Here is a 22,755-nt window from a genome sequence, read left to right as displayed (position 1 = left end):
GACACCCGACCGGGGAGGACCCGTGCCACCGCGTGAGGAGACGTCCGGGACGGTCCGCGCCGGGACGGTTCCGGCGCACCCCCCGTCCTGGCTGCTGGTCGAGGCCGCGCACCGGCTGGCCGCCCGGCTGCTGGGCGACTCGGGGGCGCGCTGGCGGCACGAGCAGGCGGTGGCGCGACGCGCGGAGGAGGCGGCCGCCGCGGTGGCGCCCGCCGACCGGCCGCTACTGCTGGCCGCCGCGTGGCTGCACGACGTCGGCTACGCCCCGGAGGTCCGGCGCACGGGCTTCCACCCGCTCGACGGGGCCCTGTACCTGCGCGACCGCGGCTGGCACCCGGTGGTGGTCGGGCTGGTGGCCCACCACTCCGGCGCCCGGTTCGTCGCCGACCAGCGCGGGCTCGGGGAGCTGGTGCGGGACTTCGACACCGCCCGGTACGCCTCCGGTCCCCTGGCCGACGCGCTGACCTTCGCCGACCAGACCACGGCCGCCGACGGCCGCACCGTCGACGTCGAGACCCGCTTCGCCGACGTGCTGGGCCGGCACGGCCCCGGCAGCGCCACCGCCCGCGCCCACCCCCGGCGCGCGCCGGTCGTCCGGGCCGCCGTCGCGCGCACCGAACGGCGCCTGCGGCACCTGGGAGGTCCGCGTGCGGTCCCCTCCCACGACCGGGGGACGGGCGCCGCCGGAGGCTCCAGCTCCCCTCCCCGGGTGGCCGATGGGACGGGGTGACGCCGCACCGCCCCGCCCCCCGCTGGTACCCCGCCGAGGACCCCTGGGAGTGGGCCGGCCGGCACGGGCTCTGGCGCGGGGACGACGTCGCCGCCACCGCGCTGGTGCTCGCGGTCACCGAGCACACCGAGGACGCCTCCCCCTGGGCGGCCGGCCAGGTCGTGCGGCTGGTCCGGTCCGTCCTGGACGACGTCTCCCCCGCCGCGGGCCTGCTGGCCGCCGCGCTCGCCGGTCCCGCCGCCGGGCTCGGCGAGGTGGCGGCGACGCCGCTGGTGCACGTGCGGGCGGCGGTCGCGGCCCGGCCCGACCTGCCCGGTGACGTCGCGGCCGTGCTGGACCGGGACGAGGCCCTGCGGCGGGCCCGCGGGCGGGTCGCGGTCACGCCGCCGGGGGACGCGCGCGGCCTGGTCGCCGAGTTCCGGGCGTGGTCCCTCGGCCGGGCCCTCCTGCGGCAGCGCGGCACGTGGACCGGCCGCGCCCGCCTGGCCGTCCGCCTCGACGAGGAGGCCGCGGACCTGCTCGCCGAGCTCGGCCGGACGCCGGCCGCCGACCTGCTCGTCCGCGCCACCGGGGGGCGCGGGGCCCGCGGCTGAGCCGCCCGGCCTGCGGGGGCGCGCCCGCTCGGGGAGGGTGGCGGGGGCCCCGCCCGGGGCCGCCGACCACGGGAGGAGCGACGTGCCGGACTGGGTGACCGACGCGATCTGGTGGCAGGTGCACCCCCTGTCCTTCACCGGCGCGGAGCCGGCCGCCCTCCCGCCCGGGGAGCTGCGGCACCGGCTGCCCCACCTGCAGCGCTGGCTGGACCACCTGCTGGCACTGGGCTGCAACGGCCTGGCGCTCGGGCCGGTGTTCGCCAGCGGCACCCACGGCTACGACACCGTCGACCACTTCCGCGTCGACCCGCGCCTGGGTGACGACGCCGACCTCGACGCGCTGCTGGCCGCGGCGCACGAGCGCGGCGTCCGGGTGCTGCTCGACGGCGTGTTCAACCACGTGGGCCGCGACCACCCCGCGTTCCGCGCCGTCGCCGAGCAGGGGCGCGACGCCCCGACGGCGGACTGGTTCCGGCTGCACTGGCCGCCGGACTGGACGCCGGGCACCGCACCGGGCGCCGACGTCTTCGAGGGCCACGACCTGCTCGTCGAGCTCGACCACTCCTCCCCCGCCGTCGCCGACCTGGTCACCCGCGTGATGACGCACTGGCTCGACCGCGGCGCCGACGGCTGGCGGCTGGACGCCGCCTACACCGTGCCGCCGTCGTTCTGGGCCCGGGTCCTGCCCGCCGTGCGCGCCCGCCACCCGCAGGCCTACGTCGTCGGGGAGGTCATCCACGGCGACTACCCGCGGCTCGTGGCCGAGGGCGGGCTGGACGCGGTCACCCAGTACGAGCTGTGGCAGGCGGTCTGGCACGGGATCGCCGAGCGCAACCTGTTCCAGCTGGCCTGGTCGCTGCAGCGGCACGCCGGCTTCCTGCGCTCCTTCGTGCCGTGGACGTTCGTCGGCAACCACGACGTCACCCGCATCGCCAGCCAGCTGCCCGACGTCCGGCACCTCCCCCACGCGCTCGCGGTGCTGTTCACCGTGGGCGGGACGCCGGCGGTGTGGGCCGGCGACGAGCACGCCTTCCGCGGGGTGAAGGAGCACCGCGCCGGGGGCGACGACGCCGTCCGGCCGCCGTTCCCCGCCGACCCGTCCGGGCTCTCGCCGCTCGGCGCGCCGACGTTCGCGCTGCACCGGGAGCTGGTCGGCCTGCGCCGCCGGCACCGCTGGCTGCACACCGCGGCGCCCGAGCAGGTGCACGTGGCCAACGAGCAGCTGGTGTACGCCGTGGCCGGCGACGGGCAGCGGCTGCTGGTCGCGCTCAACCTCGCCGACGCCGCGGTGCGCGTGCCCGCGCCCGGGGCGGGGGCCGTCCTCGCCGGCGCGGCGACCGTCGGCCGCGGTCGGGACGGGCGGGGCGGGGTGGAGCTGCCCGCGCACGGCTGGGCGGTCCTCACCGGCTGAGGTCGCCGCGTCCGGGGGCCTGTCGGGGCCCCGGCGGGCCCGGCATGCTCCGGGGACGCCCGGGGAGACCGGGAGGCAGGAGGCCGCCCGGATGACCGAGACCACCGACCCCGCCGTCCCCGCCCTGCGCGGGATCGGGCTGTTCGCGGGCACCGACGACGGCCAGCTGCGAACCCTGGCCGCCGTCGGCACCGAGGTGTCCTTCACCGACGGCGACGTGCTGTTCGTGGAGAACGCCCCCGCGGAGTCCTGGTGGGTGCTCCTGGAGGGCAGCATCGACCTGGTCCGCCACCTGGGGTCGGAGGAGACCCGGCTCGGGGTCATGGACGTGCCCGGCCGCTGGGCCGGCGGCTTCCGCGCGTGGGACGAGCACGGCGCCTACCTCGCCACCGGCCGGGCGGCGTCGGACGGGCGGGTGCTGCGGGTGCCGGCCGCGGCGCTGCGGGAGCTGTGGGCCAGCCGCTTCCCGCTGGGGCTGTACCTGACCGAGGGCGTGTCCCGGTCGGCGCGCAACTACGAGACGATGGCCCGCCAGCGGGAGGCCCTGGCCGCGCTCGGGACGCTGGCCGCCGGTCTCGCGCACGAGCTGAACAACCCGGCCGCGGCCGCGACCCGGGCGGTCGACGCGCTGACCGAGGCCCACGCGGCGATGCTGTCGTCGCTGCGCCGGCTGGCCGCCGCCCCGGTCACCGCCGGCGAGTTCACCCGGCTGGACACCCTCCGCCAGGAGCTGGGGACCCGGCCCGGCGGGGACCCGCTGGAGGTCGCCGACCGGGAGGACGCCCTCGCCGACTGGCTGTCCCGGCAGGGGGTGGCGCACGGGTGGACGCTGGCCCCCGCGCTCAGCGGGGCGGGCGCCGACGTCGCCTGGGGCGAGCGGGTGGCCGGCGTCGTCGGGGCCGACCGGCTCGAGCCCGCACTGGAGTGGGTGGCGAGCACCCTGGAGGCGAGCGGGCTGCTGGCGGAGGTCAAGGAGTCCACCCGGCGCATCTCCGACCTGGTGGCGGCGGTGCGGTCCTACTCCCAGCTCGACCGGGCCGCCGTGCGGGAGACCGACCTCGCCGAGGGCCTGGAGAGCACCCTGGCGATGCTCGCCCCGCGGGTGCCGCCGGGCGTGACCGTCGTCCGGGACCACGCACCCGGCGTGCCGCGCATCGAGGCGCGCGCCGCCGAGCTCAACCAGGTGTGGACCCACCTGGTCGACAACGCCCTGCACGCGATGGGCGACCGCGGGACGCTGCGGGTGTCCACGCGGGTGGACCGGGACGCGGTGGTCGTGGAGGTCGGCGACACCGGCGCCGGGATGACCCCGGAGGTCCGGGCGCACGCCTTCGACCCGTTCTTCACGACGCGCGGCGTCGGCGAGGGCACCGGCCTGGGGCTGGACATCTCCCGGCGGATCGTCGACCGGCACGGCGGGGACATCGACGTCGACCTGCGGCCCGGCGAGACGGTGCTCCGGGTGCGCCTGCCGGTCCGGCGTCCCGGACGTCACTGACCCGGGTGTCTCAGGCAGGGCCTGCCGGGCCCCCGGCGGCCGGGACGGGCGCCGGGGCGGCCGGCCGCCGGTCCAGGGCGACGGCCAGGGCCGGGAACAGCAGCACGGTGACCACGCCGGCGCCGACCAGCGCGGCGGCGTTCTCCGGCAGCATGTGGCCGCTGCGCAGGCCGATCTCGGTGAGCGCGACCAGCACCGGCAGCGCGGTGGCGCTGACCAGGGCGGTCTGCGCGCGCTGCCGCAGCGGCAGCACCCGGCGGTAGACCAGCAGCGCCGGGCCGCCCCGGACGGCGAGCATCAGCGCGAAGAACAGCACCAGCCGCAGCGGCGCGTCGGCGATCGAGCCGAGGTCCAGCGCCATGCCCGACGCCACGAAGAACACCGGCACGAAGAAGCCGTAGCCGACCGCGTCCAGCTTGGCCTCCAGCTGGGGCGCGGCCCCGCCGACCCACCGCCGCAGCACCATCCCCGCGAGGAAGGCCCCGAGCACCGCGTCCAGGTGGAACTGCTCGGTGACCGCGATGAGCGTGATCAGCAGCAGCACGGTGGCGCGCAGGGTGATCTGCGCGGTCGCGTCCTGGCCCGCGACGACGGCCCGGGCCAGCCGGCTGCCGTCCCGGACGCCGCGGCGCAGCAGGGCGAGGGCGAGGGCGAGGGCGGCGACCGCGCCCAGCGACACCAGCGCGGCGACCCGGCCCTGGCTGCCCAGGAACACCGCGATCGCGAGGACGGGCAGCAGCTCCCCGACGCCGCCCGCGGCCAGCAGGTACCGCCCGAGCCGGCCGGCGAGCAGCCCCTTCTCCCGCAGCACCGGCAGCAGCGTCCCCAGGGCGGTGGTGGTCAACCCCAGCGCCACCGGGAGGAACGCCTCCACGACGCCCCCGGCGTGCAGCAGGCCCACGACGCCGAGCGCCAGCAGCAGGGACACCGTCCAGCCGAGCAGTGCCCGGCGGCCGGCGTCCTCCCGGAACAGCCGCGGGTCGAGCTCGTAGCCGGCGAGCAGGAAGACGAAGCCCAGCCCGACGTCGGCGAGCACCCGCACGTCCTGCGCCGTGCCGACGTCCAGTGCGGAGGGGCCCAGCAGCATCCCGCCGGCGAGCAGCAGCACCACCTGGGGCACCGGCAGCCGCGGGAACAGCCCGACGAGGACGGCGGCGAGCACGGAGACGGCCGTGACCGCGGCCAGGGTGTCGATCACCACGACGTCGTCCACCCGTACTCCCCTCGCCCGGGCGCCGGCCGATCCTCCCGCGCGCTCCCGCCCGCGGGGAAGCGTCCCGGCGCCCCTGCCGACGGCGCCGGGCGCCGGCCCGTTGTCAAACGCGAACGATGCATTCACGATTGGCCCCGTGACGCTGTCGCTGACCGAGTACCGCTGCTGGGACGCCCTCGACGCGGCCCGCCTCGTGCGCGACGGCGAGGTCACCGCCGCCGAGCTGGCCGAGGCGGCCCGCCGTCTGATGGCCGAGCGGAGCGACCTCAACGCGGTCGCCGCCCCGGCCGCCGCCGTGCCCGGCGAGGGGACCGCACGGGGTCCCCTCGCCGGCGTGCCGTTCGCGGTCAAGGAGCTGCTCGCATGGCCCGGGCTGCCCTGGACCATGGGCTCCCGCCTCACGGCCACCACTCCCGCACCCGGCCACTCGCCCTACACCACGGCCGTCCGGGAGGCCGGAGTGCAGGTGGTCGCCTCGACGACCAGCTCCGAGTTCGGACTGCTGGGCAGCACCGAGACGGCGCTGCACGGCGTGACGGCCGACCCCTGGCGGGCGGGCCTGTCCGCGGGCGGGTCCTCGGGCGGCTCCGCCGCGCTGGTCGCCGCCGGCGTCCTCCCCGTGGCGCACGGCAGCGACGCCGGCGGCTCGCTCCGCGTCCCGGCCGCGCTGACCGGCGTCTTCGGGTTCAAGCCGTCGCACCGGCGGTGCGAGCCGACCGGCCCGGAGGCGCCCGGACTGGGCGCCCTGCTCGTCGAGCACGTCGTCACCCGGTCCGTCCGCGACAGCGCGGCCTTCCTCGCGGCCACCGAGCACCGCGGCCCCGGGGCGGTGCACCCACCGGTCGGCCGGGTGACCGGGCCGCCGGCCGCGCGGCTGCGGATCGCGGTGCTGGCGCCCACGTTGCTCGGGGAGCAGCCCGACCGGGCCGTCCGTCACGAACTCGACCGGGCAGCCGCGCTGTGCGCGTCGCTCGGGCACGTCGTGGACGTCGCTCCGGCGCTGGAGGTCGACGGCCCCGAGCTGAGCCGGGGCTCCTTCACGGCCGCCGCCCTGACCATGGCCCAGGTCGCCCGCGCGGCCGTCCCGCTGCTCGGGCGGCCACCGGGCCCGGACGAGCTGGAGCCGTTCACCCTCGAGCTGATCGACTGGGCCTCGTCGCGCGGCCCGGACGGGCCGGCGCGGGCCGGGCGCGCGTTCGCGGACGCCACCCGCGCCTACCTCGGCCTGTTCGAGCACTGCGACGTCGTCCTCAGCCCGACGCTCGCCCGCACCTCCTGGCCGGTCGGGCACCTGTCCCCCTCCGCGGGCCGGGAGACGCTGATCCGCCGCACCGAGGAGGCCGTCGGGTACACGCCGATCCACAACGTCGCGGGGTGCCCGGGGATGTCGGTCCCCCTCGGCCGGCACGACGGGCTGCCGGTCGGCATCCACTTCGCCGCCCGGCCCGGTGCCGACCGGATGCTGCTGGCGCTCGCCCTCGAGCTCGAGGGCGCCGCCCCGTGGGCCGACGTCCGGCCACCGGAGCCGGCCGCTCCGGGAGCGCGGTGATGGCCCAGGTCCTCAAGCCGGAGGTGCGCGCGCGGATCGAGGACGCCGCCCTGCGCTGCTTCGCCGAGCACGGCTACCCCGGCACCTCGGTCGCCGCGATCGGGGACCTGGCCGGCACCGTCCCGGGGAACGTGTACCGGTACTTCGGCTCCAAGCAGGCACTGTTCGACGCGGTGGTGCCGCCGGACCTGCCGGCCCGCCACGACCGGCTGCTCGACACCCGGGTCGCGGCCCTGGCCGAGGGATCCGCCCACCGCGCCCCGGCCGACGAGCTCCTCGGCTTCTGGCTCGACCACCCCCTCGCCGTCGCCGTGCTGCTCGACCGCGCGGAGGGGACGCCGTTCGCCGGCTACCCCGCCGCCTTCGTCCGGCGCCTGGTCGGCCACGCCGAGCGCTCCCTCGGCCGGCGGCCGACCCCCGAGCAGCGGGAGGTCCTCGACCTCGTCTTCGACAACACCCGCCGCGCGCTGGCCCGCATCCTGCGGACGGCGCGCGACCGGGACCACGGCCGCGCCCTCGTCGCCGGCTTCTGGAGCTACCAGCTCCCCGGTCTCGACGGGCTCGTCGCCCACCTCCGCCAGGACACCTGAGCCCGGGCCCGGAGCCGCCGTGTCACATCCGCGGGCGCGGCGGTGCTCCCTGGACGTGAGCGCGATGAGGCACGGTGTCCCCGCACCGGCGGCCGCCGTGCCGGCCGTCCTGTCCCGGGCCGGCCGGAGCCGGCGGGTGGGCCGGGCGGATCGGGAGGACGGCGGGGCCGTGTCGGGACGGGGAGCGGTCCGCGCCGACCTCGAGCAGGTCTTCCGCGCCTCCTACCCGCGCGTGGTCGGCGTCGCCGCCCGGGTGCTCGGCTCCCGGGACGGCGCCGAGGACGTCGCCCAGGAGGTCTTCCTCTCCTTCGCCCGCACCACGGTGCCGGCCGGCGAGGCGCCGGGCTGGCTCTCGGTCGCCGCGGCCCACACCGCCCTCAACCACCTCCGCTCCGGCCGCCGCCGCGCCACCCGAGAGGAGGCGGCCGGCGGCCCCGACCCCGCGGTGCCCGACGTCGCCGACGACGTCGTCACCCTCGACGAGCGCCGCCGCGTGCGGGCGGCCCTGGCCCGGCTCCCCCGCCGCCAGGCCGTCGCGCTCGTCCTGCGGCACAGCGGCCTCAGCTACGCCGAGGTCGCGGCCGCCCTCGACCTGTCCCCCGGCAGCGTCGGCACGACCGTGCGACGCGCCGAGTCCGCCCTGCGCGAGGAGTTGACCCGCCATGCGTCATCCGACTGAGGGCACGCTGCGCCGGCTCGTGGACGAGCCGGCCGGTGTCCCCGACGCCGACCGCGAGCACGTCGCCGGCTGCGCCACGTGCCTGACCGGCCTGGCCGCCGCCCAGCGCGACGCCACCGCCGTCTCCGCGGCCCTGTCCCCGGACACCGCCGCCGACACCGCCCCCGACACCGGGGCCGCCTGGCACCGCCTGTCGTCCGCGGTCGCCCTGGACGAGCGCCGCCGCGCGGCCGCTCCCGCCCCGGCCCGCCGCCGGCGCGCCCGGCTGCGCAGCCCGCTCGTGGCCGCCGTCGGCGTAGTCGCGCTGCTGGCCGGCGGCGGCGCGGCCGCCGCCGCGGACTGGCTGCAGGTCTTCCGCACCGAGGAGATCGCGCCGGTCACGGTCACCCAGGCCGACCTGGTGGCGCTGCCCGACCTGTCCGCCTACGGCACCGCGCAGGTGCTGGAGGAGCCCGACGTCCGCCCGGTGGCCGACGCCGCCGCCGCGGAGGACGTCACCGGGCTCGCCGTCCCGCGGGTCGGCGAGCTCCCCGGTGGGGTGGGCGGCGAGCCGTCCTACCAGGTCGGCGACCGGGCGGCCGTGGAGTTCACCTTCTCCGCCGAGCGGGCGGCGCAGGCGGCCGCGGCGTCCGGGGAGACGCTGCCGCCCCCGCCGGCCGGTCTCGACGGCGGCCGGTTCCGGCTGACCGCCGGTCCCGGCGTCGCCGCGGTCTGGACCAGCGGCAGCGGCGCGCCCGGCCTGGTCGTCGCCCGGGTCGTCGCCCCCACCGCCGAGTCCTCGGGCATCCCGTTCGGGACCGCCCGCGACTACCTGCTGTCGCTGCCCGGCATGCCCGAGGACCTCGCCGCCCAGCTGCGGTCCTTCTCCGGCGACGGCACGACGCTGCCGCTGCCGGTGCCGGCCGGGCTGGCGACCAGCTCGACCGCCGAGGTCGACGGCGAGGAGGCCACGGTGCTCACCTCGCGGGACGGCTCGGTCGCCGGCGTGGTGTGGGTGACCGACGGCGTCGTCACCGCGGTGGCCGGGTCGCTGGGCGCCGACGAGGTGCTCGCCGTCGCCCGGGGTCTGTCGGAGTGACCTCCCCGACCGCCGCCGCGGAACGGCTGCTGGCCGAGCTGCCGCCGTCGCCGGCGGTCTGGTGCCAGGGGCTGCGCAAGCGGTACGGACGGCGGACCGCGGTCGACGGGGTGTCCTTCGCCGTCGGCCGCGGCGAGGTGCTCGGGCTGCTCGGGCCCAACGGCGCGGGCAAGACCAGCGTCATCAAGATGCTGCTCGGCCTCGTCCGGCCCGACGCCGGGGAGGTGCTGCTGCTCGGGCGGCCGGCACGCGACCCGCGGGCCCGGGCCCGCGTCGGCTACCTGCCCGAGCTGTTCCGCTACCAGCCGTGGCTCAGCGCGGCGGAGGTGCTGGCCCTGCACGTGCGGCTGTCCGGCGCGGCGGTGCCGGCGGCCGAGCAGCGCGACGTCCTGGCACTGGTCGGCCTGGCCGACCGCGCCGGCGACCGGGTGGGCGGCTTCTCCAAGGGCATGCAGCAGCGGCTGGGGCTGGCCGTGGCGCTGGTGGCGCGCCCGGAGCTGGTGGTGCTCGACGAGCCGACCAGCGCGCTGGACCCGCTCGGCCGCGTGGACGTCCGCGACGTCGTGCTGTCGCTGCGCGAGCGCGGCGTCGCGGTGCTGCTCAACTCGCACCTGATCGGCGAGGTGGAGCGGGTCTGCGACCGCGTGGTCATCCTCGACCGGGGGCGGGTCGCGGCGGCCGGGACGCTGGCCGAGCTGCTCGGGCAGCGGGAGGTGCGGCTGCGGCTCGACGGCGTCGACGCCCGCGCCGAGGCGCGGCTGGCCGCCACCGGCCGGCTGACCCGCAGCGGCGACCGGTTCACCGTCACGCTGCCCGAGGACGCCGACGCCGCGGTGCCGGCGCTGGTCGCCGACCTGGTCGCGCTCGGCGTCCGGGTGCACGCGGTGGAGCCAGGGCGGATCAGCCTGGAGGAGCGGCTGCTCGACGTCCTCCGCTCGGGTCCGGCGGCGCAGTCGTGAGCACCGCCCGCGTCGTGCTGACGATCGCCGGCCTGACCCTGCGCGAGGCCGCGCGGCGGAAGGTGCTGCGCTCCCTCGCGGTGCTCACGCTGGCGCTGCTCGGGCTGTCCGCGTGGGGCTTCGCCCGGCTGGACGCTGAGTTCGGCGGGCTGACCAGCGGCGAGGCGCGGATCGCGGCGTCGACCGTGCTCAACCTGGTGATGTTCGGCTACAGCCTCATCGCCGCGCTCGGGACGGCGTTCCTCGCCGGCCCGACCGTCTCCGGGGAGGTGGAGTCCGGGGCGGCGCTGGCGGTGCTGGCGCGGCCGGTCCGCCGCTCGGCGGTGCTGGTCGGCAAGTGGCTGGGGCTGGTGGCGTTCGGCAGCGCGTTCGTCGCGCTGGCGGGGCTCGCGCAGTTCGTCGTCGTCCAGGGAACGGTCGGGTACTGGCCGCCCCGGCCGCTGGTGGGGCTCGCGCTGCTCGCCGCGCAGACCGCGGTGCTGCTGACCCTGGCCCTGCTGCTGTCCACGGTCATCTCGCCGATGGCCTCGGGCGTGGTGGCGGTCGGCCTGTTCGGCGCCACCTGGATCGCGGGCGTCGTCGGCGGGATCGGCGACGCGCTGGGCAACGAGGGCGTCGCGCGGGTGGGCGCGGTGTCGCGGATGCTGCTGCCCACCGACGGGCTGTGGCGCGGGGCGATGAACGCCTTCCAGGACCCGACGCTGGTCGGGCAGTTCACCGAGCTCGGCGGGTCGCCGTTCTTCGGCGAGGCCCCGCTCACCGCCACCTACCTGGCGTGGGCGGCGCTGTGGGTCGCCGTCGTCCTGGGGCTCGCGGGGATGGCGTTCTCCCGCCGCGACCTGTAGCCGTCCCGGCTCGGTACCGTCCGTGGCCGGGGTCACACGACCCCGCCCCCGCCCGACGACGCCGTCTGGAGTTGCCCCGTGCCGGTCGACCCGCACATCTCCGCCCTGCTGTCCCTGCTCGCGCAGTCCGGCGCGCCGCCCATGTGGGAGGGCACGCCCGAGGCCGGCCGCGCCCAGTACCTGGCGCTCACGCACGGCGCGCGCTCGCCCGAGCACCTGGTGCCGGTGGCGAGCACCGAGGACCGCACCGTCCCCGGCGCCGAGGGCGACCTGCGGGCGCGGGTGTACCGGCCCGAGGGCGAGGGGCCGTTCCCCACGGTCGTGTTCTTCCACGGCGGCGGCTGGGTGATCGGCGACCTCGACACCCACGACAACATGGCCCGCAACGTCTGCCGCGGCGCCGGGGCCGTGGTGGTCGCCGTCGACTACCGGCTCGCCCCCGAGCACCCGTTCCCGGCCGCCGCCGAGGACGCCGTCGCCGCGGCGCGCTGGGTGGCGCAGCACCTGGACGAGCTCGGCGGCGACTCCCGGCTCGGGCTCGCCGGCGACAGCGCCGGCGGCAACCTGGCCGCCGTCGTCGCCCAGGTCCTCCGCGACGACGGCACGAAGGTCGCCGCCCAGTTCCTGGTCTACCCGTCGGTCGACGTCGCCGGCGAGTACCCGTCCCGGGTGGAGAACGGGAAGGGCTACTTCCTCGAGCGGGACACGATGGACTGGTTCCACGGCCACTACGCCGGGACCTGGGAGGACGCCCGCGACCCGCGGCTGTCCCCGCTGCACGCCGCCGACCTGGCCGGCCTGCCGCCGGCGCTCGTGGTCACCGCCGAGTTCGACCCGCTGCGCGACGAGGGCGAGGCCTACGGCGAGGCGCTCGGGGCCGCGGGCGTGCAGGCCGACGTGCGCCGCTACGACGGGATGGTCCACGGCTTCTTCGACATGGGCGCCTGGTCCCCGGCCGCGCAGGCCGCGATCGACGAGAGCTGCGCGCGCTTCGGCGAGCTGCTCCGGGGCTGAGGCGGCGGGCCGGCCACCCGCCGCGGGTGGCCGGCCCGTCAGACCCAGTACGTGTCGTGGCGGAGCATGAACTCCGCCCGCTCCTCCGGCGTCATCTGCGCACCCCGCGCGAGCGTCCGGAAGTACTCCTCGCGCGGCCCGCCCGGCGCGAACATCAGCAGCATCGACGCGTGGTCGCCGCCGCGGAACCCGTGGATCCCGCCCTCGGGGACGTAGAGGAAGTCGCCCGCGCCCGCGGTGACCCAGCTGCGCCCGTCGTAGACCTCCACCTCGCCGCGCAGGACGTAGAACTGCTCGGAGATCGAGCGGTGGAAGTGCGGGCCGGGGCCGGACGCGTCGGTGCCGAAGGTCCACCGGTAGAGGCCGAACCGGCCGGTCGTCTGGTCCCCGGTGGCGAGGAACTCGCAGGTGACGCCGGCGGCCGAGACGGTGTCCGGGGGCTGGTCGGCGCGGCGCAGCCAGGCGGTGGCCTCGCCGGTGGTGCCGCGGTAGAGGTCGGGCGGGTAGTGGCGGTGCAGGGACACGGCTCCGGCTCCTCTCGTCGCCGGCGCCCATCCTCGCAGCGGGGCGGTAGCGTCCGCCGGGTGCCGGACGCTGCGACGGAGCAGGTCGGGCGGCGGCTGGACGCCCTCACGTTCGGGCTCTTCACCGTCGCCCTGGGCACCAACGTCCCCACGCCGCTGCTGCTGGTCTACCGGCGCACCCTCGGGCTGTCCGACGCCGACCTCACCGCCGTCTTCGGCTGCTACGCGATCGGCCTGATCGCCGCGCTGACCGTGTCCGGCGCCGCCTCGGACCGGTTCGGCCGGCGCACCGTCGTCCTCCCCTTCGCGGTGCTGGCGGGACTGGTCTCGCTGCTGTTCGTGCCCGCGGCCGAGCACCTGCCGCTGCTGTACGCGGGACGGCTGCTGCAGGGCGCGGTGTCCGGCGTCGTGTTCTCGGTGGCCAACGCGTGGCTGCAGGACCTGGCCGGTCCCGGCGGGCAGCAGTCGGCGGCCACCCGCGGGGCGGTGTCGACGTCGCTGGGCTTCGCGATCGCGCCCGCCATGAGCGGGGTGCTCGCCGAGTACGGCCCGGCGCCGACGACGCTGCCGTACCTCGTGCACGTCGCCGTCCTGCTGGTCGGGCTGGCCGCGCTGCTGACCGTGCCGGAGACCGTGCGGGAGCGCCGGCCGGGCCGGCTGATGACCCTCGGCCTGCCGCCGGAGGCGCGGCGGCCGTTCCGCGCGGTGCTCGCGCCCACCGCCACGGGCGTGTTCGCCTTCCCCGCGGTGGCGGCGACCGTGCTGCCGCTGCTGGTGGTGCCCGACGGCGTCGGCGTCGCGTACGCCGGACTGGTGGGCGGGCTGGCGCTGGCGGCGAGCGCGGTGGCGGCGCGGCTCGGTCGGCGGGCCGGGGGCGCCGGCGGTCCGCTCGGGATGACGCTCGGCGCCGTCGGCCTCGCGCTCGGCGTGGTCGCGGTGGCGACCACGTTCGAGCCGCTGCTGCTGCCGGCGTCGGCGCTGATGGGCGCCGGCGGGGGGCTGTGCCTGACCGCTGGGCTGACGCTGACCGCGCAGCTCGCGCCCCCGCACACCCGCGGGGCGATGAACAGCGCCTTCTACGCCTTCGCCTACGTCGGGTTCGGCACCCCGCTGCTGCTCGCCTGGCTGGGCTCGGTGTCCGGCACCGTCCCGGCGCTGGCGGCGTTCGTGGCGGTGCCGCTCGCGCTCGCCGCCTGGCTGTGGTGGGAGCTGCGGTCCACCGCCCGCGGGTGAGATGTCAACCCTCGGATGCGATCCGTGGACAGGCGTTTGACCTGGGGATTCACCGCGCGGGAGGGTGCCTGATTGGGTAGGCTTCGTACATGTGTTCGGGTGAGCCGGGGAGCAGGGACGTCCTCGACGACGTCGCCGCGCTGGTCGCCGAGCGCAACCGGATCGACGCCCGCCTCGCCCGCGCGGTGCGGGCCGCGGAGCTGTCCCAGGCGCCGGAGCGGGACGGGCTGAGGTCGATGGCGTCGTGGCTGCGCGGGCACTGCCGGCTCTCCGGTGCCGCCGCCGCGCGGCTGGTGCGCACCGGGCGGGCGCTGGAGCACCTCCCGGCGCTGGCCGAGGCCCACGACGCCGGACTGGTCACCGCCGAGCAGATGGCGAAGGCGGCCGAGGCGGTGACCCTGGAGCGGCTGGCCTCGGCCGCCGAGCAGGGCGTGGACCTGGCGGTGGTCGACGCGGTGCTCACCGGCGTGGCGGTCGAGCAGTCGCACGCCGACCTCGTCGCGGTGGTCCAGCGCTACTGCGACGACCTCGACCCGGACGGGCCGGAGCCTGACCCGACCGAGGGCCGGTCGTTGACGCTGTCCCGGCACGCCGACGGGTCGCTGTCCTTCCGCGGGCATCTGGACGCCGTCGGCGGGGAGAGGCTGCAGACCGTGCTGGAGGCGCACGTGCAGGCCGACCGGCCCGCCGGCGACGGGCGCACCCGCGCCCAGCGCCTCGGCGACGCGCTGGTGCAGGTCGCCGACAACGCCCTGGCCGCCGGCTCGCTGCCGCAGCTGCGCGGCCACAGGCCGCAGATCGCCGTCGTCATCGACCTCGACGAGCTGGTCGACCCGCACGGGCGTCCCAACGCCGGGCGGATGGGTTTCGGCGCCACCATCTCCGCCGCGAGAGCCCGCTGGCTGGCCTGCGACGGGGCGGTGTCCCGGGTGGTGTTCGGCCCCGACGGCGCACCGCTGGACCTCGGCCGCGAGCAGCGGCTGGCCAGCCGCCACATCCGCAAGGCGGCCGAGCTGCGCGACGGGGGGTGCGTGTTCGCCGGCTGCGGGGCGCCGACGTGGTGGTGCGACGTGCACCACCTGGTCCACTGGATCGACGGCGGCGACACCAGCCTCGACAACGCGGCGCTGCTGTGTGAGCGGCACCACACGAAGGTCCACCACGGGTTCCGGGTCGAGCGACAACCGGACGGCCGATGGCGCACCTACCGGCCGGACGGCACCGAGATCACCACCCCGGCACCCCTGCTCGCCCCCGCCGCCTGACGTACCTCGCGCCTGCGCGCCTGTGTCAGCCCAGCGAGCGGCTGCGCTGCTCCGCGCCGACCTCGCCGTAGGGGTAGTCGGACCAACCGGGGTCGCTGACGGCGTCGAGCCGCGCGGTCTCCTCCTCGCTCAGCACGAGTCCGGCGGCTCCCAGGTTGCCGCGCAGCTGGTCGGTGGTGCGGGCCCCGAGGATCACCGAGCTGACGCCCGGCCGGGCCAGCAGCCAGGCCAGCGCCACCTGCGGCATCGTCGCACCGCGCGCCTCCGCGACGTCCTGCACCGCCGACAGCACGTCCCACGTGCGCTCCCGCGCGGCGACCCGGTCGTAGGCCTCCATCCCGCGCGCCGGGTCCTCGCCCAGCCGCGTCGCCCCGGTGGGCCGCTGGTCCCGGGTGTACTTGCCCGACAGCCACCCGCCGCCCAGCGGACCCCAGGGCAGCAGCCCCAGGCCGTTGGCCAGGCAGGCGGGCACGATCTCGGCCTCGACGTCGCGCACGAGCAGGCTGTACGACGGCTGCAGGGTCACCGGCACGGCGAGGTGCGCGCGCTCGGCCACGTCCACGGCCCGCTGCACCTGCCAGCCGGTGAAGTTCGACAGCCCCGGGTAGGCGATCTCGCCCGCGGACACGGCGTCGTCGAGGAAGCGCAGCGTCTCCTCCAGCGGCGTGAGCGGGTCCCACGCGTGCAGCTGGTAGAGGTCGACGGAGTCGACGCCGAGCCGGCGCAGCGAGTCGTGCAGCGCCCGGCGCAGGTGCCGGCGGGAGGTGCCGAGCGCGTTGACGTCCCCGCCCATCGGGAAGCGGCCCTTGGTGGCGAGGACGACGCGGTCGCGGACGTCGGCCGGGCGCGAGGCCAGCCAGCGCCCCACGATCTCCTCGGACGCGCCGGCGGAGTAGACGTCGGCGGTGTCGACGAGCGTGCCGCCCGCCTCGACGAACACGTCGAGCTGCTCGTGCGCTCCCGCCTCGTCGGTCTCCGCGCCGAAGGTCATCGTGCCGAGCGCCAGGGAGGAGACGGCACAGCCGCTGCGGCCGAGGGTGCGCAGGTCCATGCGTCCAGCAAGCCACAGGACGCGGGGCCGCGCGAGGTCAGCGCAGGGCCGGCACCCGGTTGGCCAGCTCCAGCAGCACGTCGGCGTGGCAGGGCTCGCCGGCCGGGCACCAGCAGGCGAGGTTCCGCCCCCGCAGCTGCCGGCGGGCCTGGGCGGCGAGGTCGCCGGAGGCGGCCCAGCGGCGATACCACTCGATGGCGGTGGCACGGTCGGCGCAGCGGACGACGCGGCTGCCGTCCTCCTGCTCCCCCGGCTCCCGCGCGGTCGGCAGCGGCCACGCGGTCTCGTCGTCGCCGGGCAGCCACAGGTAGGTCTCCCCCACCCGGAACGGGTTGCCCCAGCGCGAGGGGCGGGCGACGACGACGGTGTTCGGCGGCTTCCGCCAGCCGCGCGCCCGGGAGAGCTGCACACGCACCGGACCGGTCATGGGCCGATGCTGCCGCGCGGGTGTGACAGGACCGCGCCGCGACCCCCGGGGCTCCCCCGTCCGGGGACACCCCCGGTCCGACGAGCGCTTTCGGGGGCCTCACCCGATGGTCCGCGCGCGGCGCCGTCGCGAGGCTCGAGGTGCCCGGCGGGACCGAGGTCACCTCCCGCCGGGCTCCACCCCCGTGGCCGACGACGAGGCGCCGTGTCCGCTCCCGAGTGCACCCTCGACCCCGCGCAGCCCTCCGCTCCCGACCCTCCCCGCCGCGGTCCGGCGGCGCGCGTCCGGGACCGGCTCGGCCGCCTGGCGCTGCGCCGCGTCCGCCGCCGCGGGCTGGACCTCTCCCGCCTGACGTTCCTCCCCGCCGCCGCGACGGTCCCGCTGCGGCGGGTCGACGTCGACCCGGTGCCCGAGCTGCGCGACGGCGGGCCGGTGCGGCGGCTGGACCTGCCCTTCGACCTCTCCGTGCTCCTGGTGACCGGCGCCGCGGAGGCCCGCGCGGTGCTCGCCGACCGCGACGGCTTCAGCACCGACGTCCGCCACCTGTTCAGCGGCACCGGGTCGGCCACCGCCGACGACGTCGGCGGCCTGGGGTTCACCGACCCGCCCGACCACACCCGGCTGCGCGGCCTGGTCGCCCCGGAGTTCACGCGGGCCCGCCTGCAGCGCCTCGAACCCGCGATCGAGGAGACCGTGGCCCGGCAGCTCGACGAGCTCGAAGCGGCCGGGCCGCCGGCCGACCTCGCCCGGCACGTCTCCGGCCCGGTCCCGATGCGGACGGTCTGCGACCTCCTCGGCCTCGACCGTCCCGACGAGCAGCTGGTCACCCGCCTGGCCACTCGGCGCTTCGACGCCGCCCGCGGCACCGCCGGCGCGTTCGGCGCGGTGTCCGCGCAGCGCCGGCTGCTGTTCGACGCGGTCGCACGGCAGCGCCGGGACCCCGGCGACGGGTTGCTCGGGCGGATCGTCCGCGAGCACGGCGACGCCGTCTCCGACGCCGACCTGGCCGGCCTGGCGGACGGGATCGTCACCGGCGGGTTCGAGACGACGGCGTCGACGATCTCGCTCGGCACGCTGGTCCTGCTGCGCGACCCGGCCGCCGCGGCGCTGGTGCGCGAGGGCCCGCGCCGGGACGCCGAGACGGTGGTGGACGAGCTGCTGCGGCTGCTGTCGGTGGTGCAGGTGGCCTTCCCCCGCTTCGCCCGGCGGGACACCGAGGTCGCCGGGCACCGGCTGCGGGCCGGCGACGCGGTCCTGGTCTCGCTGAGCGCCGCGAACCGCGACCCGGCCTGGGCCGGCGCGCACCCCGACGCGCTCGCCCCCGGGCGGCCGACCCGCGGCGGGCACCTGGCCTTCGGCCACGGGATCCACCGCTGCGTCGGCGCCGAGCTGGCGCGGCTGGAGCTGCGGATCGTGCTGCCCGCGCTGTTCCGGCGGTTCCCGGACATCGCCCTCGCGGTGCCGCCCGAGCGGCTGGCGTTCCGCCGGCTGTCGTTCGTGTACGGCGTCGACGCGCTGCCGGTGACGTTCTGACTCAGCCGGCGGGGTCGGCGCGCAGCAGCGCGGCGCCCGGGACGACGAGGCGGCGGACGTGCGCGTCGACGTCGTCCGGGCCGGGTGCCGGCTCGCCGAAGTCGAGGGCGCCGATGGCGTAGAAGTCCGTCGTCGCGGTGACGCACTGCCAGCGCCAGGTGAGCTCGCGGCCGTCGAGGTGCGGGAGCAGCGGCGCCAGGGCGGCGCAGTACCGCCCGGCCGTCGCACGCACCGCCGCGGCGCCGTTGGCCTCCCAGCGGTCCGGCGGCTGGTCGAAGATCCGGGTGAACACGCGGGCGGCGTACCGGCCGCGGCCCGCGCAGCGCAGCGCGACGATCGGCCGCACCCAGCCGTCGACGAGCGCCTCGACGCCGGCGTGCCCGCCGAGGTCGGCCAGCACCCGCTCCCGGTCGGCGACCACACCGTCCACCACCCGGCGCTCGACGGCGGCGACCAGCCCGTCCTTGCCGCCGAAGTAGTAGCCCACAGCGGCGGCGTTGGCGACGCCTGCCCGCCGCAGCACGTCACGCACCGAGGTGCCCGCGGCACCGGCGGTCGCGAGCAGTTCCTCGGCCGCGTCCAGCAGCCGCACGGGGGTTGCGACCTCCGTCACGGCCCCTCCATCCTGGGTCACCGCCCTGAGACGGGCGTGTCAGGCGATCGTCTGGAGTCCAGCATGCCCGACGCCCGAGGAGCCCGGGGCGGCCTCGGCACCCTGCTCGCCGCCACGGGCGCCGCCTCGGCCCTGGTCGTCGGAGCCGCCCCCTCGCTCGCGCTGGCCCTGCCCGAGCTCGGCCGCGCCACCGGGGCGACGCAGACCGAGCTGACCTGGGCGGTCCAGGCCTACGGGCTGGCCTTCGCCGCGCTGCTGCTGCCGCTGGGCGTCGCCGCCGACCGCTTCGGCCGGCGCGGCGCGCTGCTGCTGGGCCTGGCGGTGTTCGCCGCCTGCACCGCCGCGTCGGGCCTGGTCACCGACCCGGTCGCGCTCGTCGCGCTGCGCGGGCTGGCAGGCGCCGGCGCGGCGGCGGTCGTGCCGGCCACGCTGTCGGTCCTGGTCGACGCCCATCCCGCCGAGCGCCACGCCTCCGCGATCGGCGTGTGGGCCGCGGTCTCCGGCGCGGGGGTGCTGCTGGGGCTGCTGCTCGCCGGCGCGCTGCTCGAGGTCGCCTGGTGGGGCAGCGTGCAGGTCGCCTCCGGCGCGCTCGCCGGGCTGGTCCTGGTGCTGTGCCTCGTCGTCGTCCCGGCCTCGCGGAACCCGGACCGGCCGCTGGACCCGCTCGGCGGCGTGCTCGCCCTCGCCGGTCTCGGCGGTGCGGTGTGGGGCGTCATCGAGGGGCCCGTGCGCGGGTGGACCGACGCGACGACGCTCGGCGCCCTCGCCGTCGGCGCGGTGTCGCTGGCCGCGTTCACCCGCCACCAGCTGCGCAGCCGGCACCCGCTGGTCGACGTCCGGCTGTTGCGCGACCGGCGCCTGTCCCTGGGCCGTGCCGTCGTCCTCCTGCAGTTCGCCGCCGCCTGCGGTCTGCTCTTCCTCGCGCCGCAGTGGCTGCAGTACGTGCGCGGCCTCTCGCCTCTGGAGGCCGCGCTGTGGCTGCTTCCGATGGCGGTCGGCACCACCGTGGCCGTGCGGATCGCCCCGGTCCTGCGCCGGCAGGGCCCCCGCGCGGTCACGACGAGGGCGCTGCTCCAGATGGGCATCGGGGCGTTCCTGCTGTCCCGGCAGGCCGACGGCGACGCGCCGCTGTGGCAGTTCCCCGCGGCGACGTTCCTCTTCGGGATCGGCTTCGGCCAGGCGCTGATCTCGGCCACGGCACTGATCGCCGAGGGCCTGCCCGCCGACCGGCGCTCGCCCGCCGCCACGGTCGGGGACGCGACGCGCTGGGTCGGCGGCGCGCTCGGCGGCGCGGTCGCCGCCGGTGTCCTGCTCGCCGTCTACCGGGGCGACCTGTCCCCCGTGGTCGCGGACCTGCCCACGCAGACCTCCGCCTGGGCGAGGTCCGGCATGGCGCAGGCCGTCGAGGTGGCCGGCCGCTCGGGGTCCGCCGGCGCGGCGGTCGCCGACGGCGCCCGGGAGGCGTTCGCCGCCGGCTACGCCGTCACGTTGCGCGTCGGGGCGGCGGTCCTGCTCGGCGGTGCGCTGCTGTCCGCCGTGCTCGCACCCCGGCGGGCGCAGGCCCGGCACCGCGGCATCGGACGCGCCCTGGGTCCGGTCGTCTCGGTGGTGGCCCGTCGGCGGCCGGTCGTGGGTGTCGCGCCGGTGTCCCGGGTGGTCCCGACCCGGCGCCTGCCGCGGGGTGTGGAGGTCGCCCTGGTGGGCGGGATGGTGCTGGGCCTCTTCGGCGGTGTCGTCCTGCTGACCCAGGTCCTCACGCGGTCGACCGACGTGCCGGACACCGTCCCCGCCGCGCTGACCGAGGCGCCGCGGACCGCCCCGCCGCAGCTGTCCCCCACCTCCGCCGCGGTCGTGCCTCCGCCCGCGACCGACGCGACCGCGCTCCCCGGGACGTCCGAGCCGCCCCCGGACACGCCGGCGCCGGCGCCCACCACCACGGCCGCGCCCGCGCCGGCCCCGGCCACGGCGGCCCCGACCACGGCGGCCCCGACCACGCAGCCCGCCGAGACCACCACCCCGCCGGCCGTGACCACCGCTCCACCCGAGACCACCTCCCCGCCGGCCGAGATCACCACTCCACCCGAGGCCACCACCCCGCCGGCCGCGACGGCGACGCCCACCCCGACCACGCCCCCACCGACCACGACCCCACCGGCCGTGACCACCACACCGCCCACCCCGACCACCACGCCGCCCGCGACCACCACACCGCCTGCCCCGACCACCACGCCGCCGGCGCCGACCACCACGCCCACCCCGACCACCACGCCGCCCGCGACCACCACCACCCCACCGACCACGACTCCACCGACCACGACCCCACCGACCACGACCACCACCCCACCGGCGGGGACGACGACGACCACCCCGACCGGGACCACGCCGTCGACCGGGACCGCGACCACCTCGGGCACCACCACCTCGGGCACCACCACCTCGGGCACCACCACCTCGGGCACCACCACCTCCGCGCCGGCGAGTCCCTGAGCCGGATCCGGCAGAACTGCTGCGGTCCCCGGCAGGGACACCCCTGTCGCGGCGCGACGCGGCGACCGATCCTGGGGCATGGACATCCTGACCGCGAGCACAGCGGGCCGGGTCCGGCAGGCGGTGACCCGGTACTGGCAGGCCCAGGTGCACCTGTGGGAGGTGTACCTCTCGCCCGCCGGCTGGGACCCCGCGCCCGGGGACGAGGCCCTGCACTGGGTGGGCCGGCGCCTGGTGGGCAGCGTCCTGCCGGACGAGCCGCGCTGACCTCACTCCCCGGCGGTCAGCGCGGCCAGCTCGACGACGGCGTCGACCAGCGCCGCGCCGTCGAGCAGGACGAGGTCGTTGTGGTCGGCACCGGGGACCTCGACCAGCCGGTGCAGAGCGGCGGCGGCGTCGGCCACCCGCCGGCTCTGCGCCGGCGGCACGATCGTGTCCGCGGTGCCGAGCACGACCGTCGTCGGCACCCGCACCCGGGCGACCCGCTCGGCCACCGGGTACCGGTCGCGCAGCAGCAGCCGGACCGGCAGGAACGGGTAGTGCTCGGCGCCGACGGCGGCCAGGTCGGTGAACGGCGACCGCAGCACCAGCCCGGCCGGCGGGTGCTCCACGGCCAGCTCGGTCACCACCGCCGCCCCCAGGCTCTCGCCGTAGTAGAGGAGCCGGCCGGCGGGCACGCCGGCCTCCTCGAGCACCCAGGTCCGCGCGGCCCGGACGTCGAGCGCCAGGCCCTCCTCGCTCGGGCTGCCCGGGTTGCCGCCGTAGCCGCGGTAGTCGAACAGCAGCACCGCCAGCCCGGCGTCCGACAGCGCCCGGGCCAGCGGCGCGCGCAGCCCCCGGTGCCCGCCGTTGCCGTTCGCCACCAGGACGGCGGGCGCGTCGGCGGCCGGGCCGGGGACGAACCAGGCGCCCAGGGTCAGGCCGTCGGCGGTGGTCAGCCCGACGTCCCGGGCGCCGGGCACCGCGACGGCCGCGGCGGGCAGCGGGCCGTCGTCGGGGAGGTAGACCAGGCGCCGCTGGAACGTCCACAGCAGGCCCACGACCACAGCCAACACGACGACGACGGCCAGCGCCGCCCGCGGTCCGGAGCGCACGGCCCGATGGTCGCGGACGGCCCGCACCGCCACCCCGCCGGACCGGGCGGCGCCGCGGGACGCACCCGAGGAGGGCCCGCGACCGGTAGCGTCGGGACGGACCGGAGGAGGTCCCGTTCCCACACACCGCGGACGCTGCGCCGAAGCCCACCTCGGATGCCCCTGCCGGGGCGACGAGACCGTCCACGAGCGACGCTCGAGTGAGATGCGCGACGCCCGGGCCCGGTCCGACGAGCCGGTGGACTGCCCCGAGTGCGGCTCCCCGACCACACCGCTGTCCCTGCTCGCCTGGGGGAACTGCCGGGTCTGCCGCACGGCACAGTCCCGGCTGACCGACCCGCTCCGCTGGTGACGACGGCGGGGACGGCC

General features: G+C 77.9%; 23 protein-coding genes. 17 read left to right on the top strand and 6 right to left on the bottom strand.

All coding sequences use genetic code 11. The annotated features are described in order from the left end of the window. Positions 1–22: 22 nt before the first annotated feature. From ACI8AB_RS09020 to ACI8AB_RS09005, 4 genes are all read left to right on the top strand, one after another. Positions 23–730, top strand: a complete 708-nt coding sequence (locus ACI8AB_RS09020) for an HDIG domain-containing metalloprotein (protein ID WP_456949844.1) — start codon at positions 23–25, stop codon at positions 728–730. Continuing rightward, complete coding sequence (locus ACI8AB_RS09015) at positions 727–1,323, top strand: hypothetical protein (RefSeq protein WP_456949843.1); 597 nt, start codon at positions 727–729, stop codon at positions 1,321–1,323. Before ACI8AB_RS09020 ends, ACI8AB_RS09015 begins: the two co-directional genes overlap by 4 nt. An 82-nt stretch (positions 1,324–1,405) precedes the next feature. After that, complete coding sequence (locus ACI8AB_RS09010; protein ID WP_456949842.1) at positions 1,406–2,734, top strand: alpha-amylase family glycosyl hydrolase; 1,329 nt, start codon at positions 1,406–1,408, stop codon at positions 2,732–2,734. A 91-nt stretch (positions 2,735–2,825) separates the two neighbouring features. Further along, on the top strand, positions 2,826–4,232 hold the full coding sequence (locus ACI8AB_RS09005; RefSeq protein ID WP_456949841.1) for an ATP-binding protein: 1,407 nt from the start codon (positions 2,826–2,828) through the stop codon (positions 4,230–4,232). A 10-nt stretch (positions 4,233–4,242) separates the two neighbouring features. Here ACI8AB_RS09005 and ACI8AB_RS09000 read toward each other — a convergent pair whose 3' ends face one another. Further along, positions 4,243–5,445: a cation:proton antiporter gene (locus ACI8AB_RS09000; protein WP_456949840.1), complete on the bottom strand. Its 1,203-nt coding sequence runs from the start codon at positions 5,443–5,445 to the stop codon at positions 4,243–4,245. A gap of 136 nt (positions 5,446–5,581) precedes the next feature. On the opposite strand from ACI8AB_RS09000, the gene ACI8AB_RS08995 reads away from it, so the two are divergent. The 7 genes from ACI8AB_RS08995 to ACI8AB_RS08965 all read left to right on the top strand — a co-directional run bounded on the left by ACI8AB_RS08995 (position 5,582) and on the right by ACI8AB_RS08965 (position 12,159). After that, a complete protein-coding gene (locus ACI8AB_RS08995) occupies positions 5,582–6,994 on the top strand; it encodes an amidase (RefSeq protein ID WP_456949839.1) in 1,413 nt (470 codons plus the stop codon). Further along, positions 6,994–7,584, top strand: a complete 591-nt coding sequence (locus tag ACI8AB_RS08990; protein ID WP_456949838.1) for a TetR/AcrR family transcriptional regulator — start codon at positions 6,994–6,996, stop codon at positions 7,582–7,584. The genes ACI8AB_RS08995 and ACI8AB_RS08990 overlap by 1 nt, the downstream gene beginning before the upstream one ends. Before the next feature lie 169 nt (positions 7,585–7,753). After that, positions 7,754–8,263 (top strand): sigma-70 family RNA polymerase sigma factor, encoded by a 510-nt coding sequence (locus ACI8AB_RS08985; protein ID WP_387988930.1) that lies wholly within the window; start codon positions 7,754–7,756, stop codon positions 8,261–8,263. Then, a complete protein-coding gene (locus tag ACI8AB_RS08980; RefSeq protein WP_456949837.1) occupies positions 8,247–9,341 on the top strand; it encodes a hypothetical protein in 1,095 nt (364 codons plus the stop codon). Before ACI8AB_RS08985 ends, ACI8AB_RS08980 begins: the two co-directional genes overlap by 17 nt. Next, positions 9,338–10,300 (top strand): ABC transporter ATP-binding protein, encoded by a 963-nt coding sequence (locus ACI8AB_RS08975; RefSeq protein WP_456949836.1) that lies wholly within the window; start codon positions 9,338–9,340, stop codon positions 10,298–10,300. The genes ACI8AB_RS08980 and ACI8AB_RS08975 overlap by 4 nt, the downstream gene beginning before the upstream one ends. After that, positions 10,297–11,145: an ABC transporter permease gene (locus tag ACI8AB_RS08970; protein WP_387988927.1), complete on the top strand. Its 849-nt coding sequence runs from the start codon at positions 10,297–10,299 to the stop codon at positions 11,143–11,145. Before ACI8AB_RS08975 ends, ACI8AB_RS08970 begins: the two co-directional genes overlap by 4 nt. 78 nt (positions 11,146–11,223) lie before the next feature. Continuing rightward, a complete protein-coding gene (locus ACI8AB_RS08965; protein WP_456949835.1) occupies positions 11,224–12,159 on the top strand; it encodes an alpha/beta hydrolase in 936 nt (311 codons plus the stop codon). A 38-nt stretch (positions 12,160–12,197) separates the two neighbouring features. On the opposite strand, the gene ACI8AB_RS08960 is transcribed toward ACI8AB_RS08965, so the two are convergent. Further along, a complete protein-coding gene (locus ACI8AB_RS08960; RefSeq protein ID WP_456949834.1) occupies positions 12,198–12,683 on the bottom strand; it encodes a cupin domain-containing protein in 486 nt (161 codons plus the stop codon). Positions 12,684–12,743: 60 nt separating this feature from the next. Between ACI8AB_RS08960 and ACI8AB_RS08955 the strand changes: the two genes are divergently transcribed. Both ACI8AB_RS08955 and ACI8AB_RS08950 read left to right on the top strand, forming a co-directional pair. Then, positions 12,744–13,916 carry an MFS transporter gene (locus ACI8AB_RS08955; RefSeq protein ID WP_456949833.1) on the top strand — a complete coding sequence of 391 codons (1,173 nt, stop codon included), beginning with the start codon at positions 12,744–12,746 and terminating at the stop codon, positions 13,914–13,916. An 89-nt stretch (positions 13,917–14,005) separates the two neighbouring features. Then, positions 14,006–15,181 (top strand): DUF222 domain-containing protein, encoded by a 1,176-nt coding sequence (locus ACI8AB_RS08950; protein ID WP_456949832.1) that lies wholly within the window; start codon positions 14,006–14,008, stop codon positions 15,179–15,181. A gap of 25 nt (positions 15,182–15,206) precedes the next feature. On the opposite strand, the gene ACI8AB_RS08945 is transcribed toward ACI8AB_RS08950, so the two are convergent. Together ACI8AB_RS08945 and ACI8AB_RS08940 are read right to left on the bottom strand one after the other, a co-directional pair. Further along, positions 15,207–16,232 carry an aldo/keto reductase gene (locus tag ACI8AB_RS08945; protein WP_456949831.1) on the bottom strand — a complete coding sequence of 342 codons (1,026 nt, stop codon included), beginning with the start codon at positions 16,230–16,232 and terminating at the stop codon, positions 15,207–15,209. A 37-nt stretch (positions 16,233–16,269) separates the two neighbouring features. Continuing rightward, positions 16,270–16,659, bottom strand: a complete 390-nt coding sequence (locus ACI8AB_RS08940; RefSeq protein ID WP_456949830.1) for a DUF4326 domain-containing protein — start codon at positions 16,657–16,659, stop codon at positions 16,270–16,272. A 204-nt stretch (positions 16,660–16,863) separates the two neighbouring features. On the opposite strand from ACI8AB_RS08940, the gene ACI8AB_RS08935 reads away from it, so the two are divergent. Beyond that, the gene (locus ACI8AB_RS08935; protein ID WP_456949829.1) at positions 16,864–18,192 is read left to right on the top strand and encodes a cytochrome P450; all 1,329 of its coding nucleotides are present in this window, start codon (positions 16,864–16,866) and stop codon (positions 18,190–18,192) included. Position 18,193: 1 nt separating this feature from the next. Here the strand turns inward: ACI8AB_RS08935 and ACI8AB_RS08930 are convergent, their stop codons facing one another. Then, entirely contained in the window at positions 18,194–18,805 is a 612-nt protein-coding gene (locus ACI8AB_RS08930; RefSeq protein WP_456949828.1) for a TetR family transcriptional regulator, read from the bottom strand. Between the two features lie 63 nt (positions 18,806–18,868). On the opposite strand from ACI8AB_RS08930, the gene ACI8AB_RS08925 reads away from it, so the two are divergent. Both ACI8AB_RS08925 and ACI8AB_RS08920 read left to right on the top strand, forming a co-directional pair. Then, positions 18,869–21,292, top strand: coding sequence for an MFS transporter (locus tag ACI8AB_RS08925; RefSeq protein WP_456949827.1), 2,424 nt, complete (start codon positions 18,869–18,871; stop codon positions 21,290–21,292). A gap of 78 nt (positions 21,293–21,370) precedes the next feature. Beyond that, positions 21,371–21,559 carry a hypothetical protein gene (locus ACI8AB_RS08920; protein WP_387988917.1) on the top strand — a complete coding sequence of 63 codons (189 nt, stop codon included), beginning with the start codon at positions 21,371–21,373 and terminating at the stop codon, positions 21,557–21,559. A 2-nt stretch (positions 21,560–21,561) separates the two neighbouring features. On the opposite strand, the gene ACI8AB_RS08915 is transcribed toward ACI8AB_RS08920, so the two are convergent. Further along, on the bottom strand, positions 21,562–22,386 hold the full coding sequence (locus ACI8AB_RS08915; protein WP_456949826.1) for an alpha/beta hydrolase: 825 nt from the start codon (positions 22,384–22,386) through the stop codon (positions 21,562–21,564). A 205-nt stretch (positions 22,387–22,591) separates the two neighbouring features. Between ACI8AB_RS08915 and ACI8AB_RS08910 the strand changes: the two genes are divergently transcribed. Continuing rightward, on the top strand, positions 22,592–22,738 hold the full coding sequence (locus tag ACI8AB_RS08910) for a hypothetical protein (protein ID WP_387988915.1): 147 nt from the start codon (positions 22,592–22,594) through the stop codon (positions 22,736–22,738). Positions 22,739–22,755: the final 17 nt, after the last annotated feature.

It is taken from the genome of Geodermatophilus sp. SYSU D00698, assembly GCF_054050335.1.
This window is presented reverse-complemented; position numbering and strand designations above follow the sequence as displayed.

What these genes read in the sequence shown, in the direction of transcription:
- ACI8AB_RS08990 (WP_456949838.1), top strand. Translation starts at nt 6,994, where the DNA reads ATGGCCCAGGTCCTCAAGCCGGAGGTGCGCGCGCGGATCGAGGACGCC.
- ACI8AB_RS08925 (WP_456949827.1), top strand. Translation starts at nt 18,869, where the DNA reads ATGCCCGACGCCCGAGGAGCCCGGGGCGGCCTCGGCACCCTGCTCGCC.
- ACI8AB_RS08920 (WP_387988917.1), top strand. Translation starts at nt 21,371, where the DNA reads ATGGACATCCTGACCGCGAGCACAGCGGGCCGGGTCCGGCAGGCGGTG.
- ACI8AB_RS08940 (WP_456949830.1), bottom strand. Translation starts at nt 16,659, where the DNA reads ATGACCGGTCCGGTGCGTGTGCAGCTCTCCCGGGCGCGCGGCTGGCGG.
- ACI8AB_RS08980 (WP_456949837.1), top strand. Translation starts at nt 8,247, where the DNA reads ATGCGTCATCCGACTGAGGGCACGCTGCGCCGGCTCGTGGACGAGCCG.
- ACI8AB_RS08910 (WP_387988915.1), top strand. Translation starts at nt 22,592, where the DNA reads ATGCGCGACGCCCGGGCCCGGTCCGACGAGCCGGTGGACTGCCCCGAG.
- ACI8AB_RS08945 (WP_456949831.1), bottom strand. Translation starts at nt 16,232, where the DNA reads ATGGACCTGCGCACCCTCGGCCGCAGCGGCTGTGCCGTCTCCTCCCTG.
- ACI8AB_RS09005 (WP_456949841.1), top strand. Translation starts at nt 2,826, where the DNA reads ATGACCGAGACCACCGACCCCGCCGTCCCCGCCCTGCGCGGGATCGGG.
- ACI8AB_RS08950 (WP_456949832.1), top strand. Translation starts at nt 14,006, where the DNA reads ATGTGTTCGGGTGAGCCGGGGAGCAGGGACGTCCTCGACGACGTCGCC.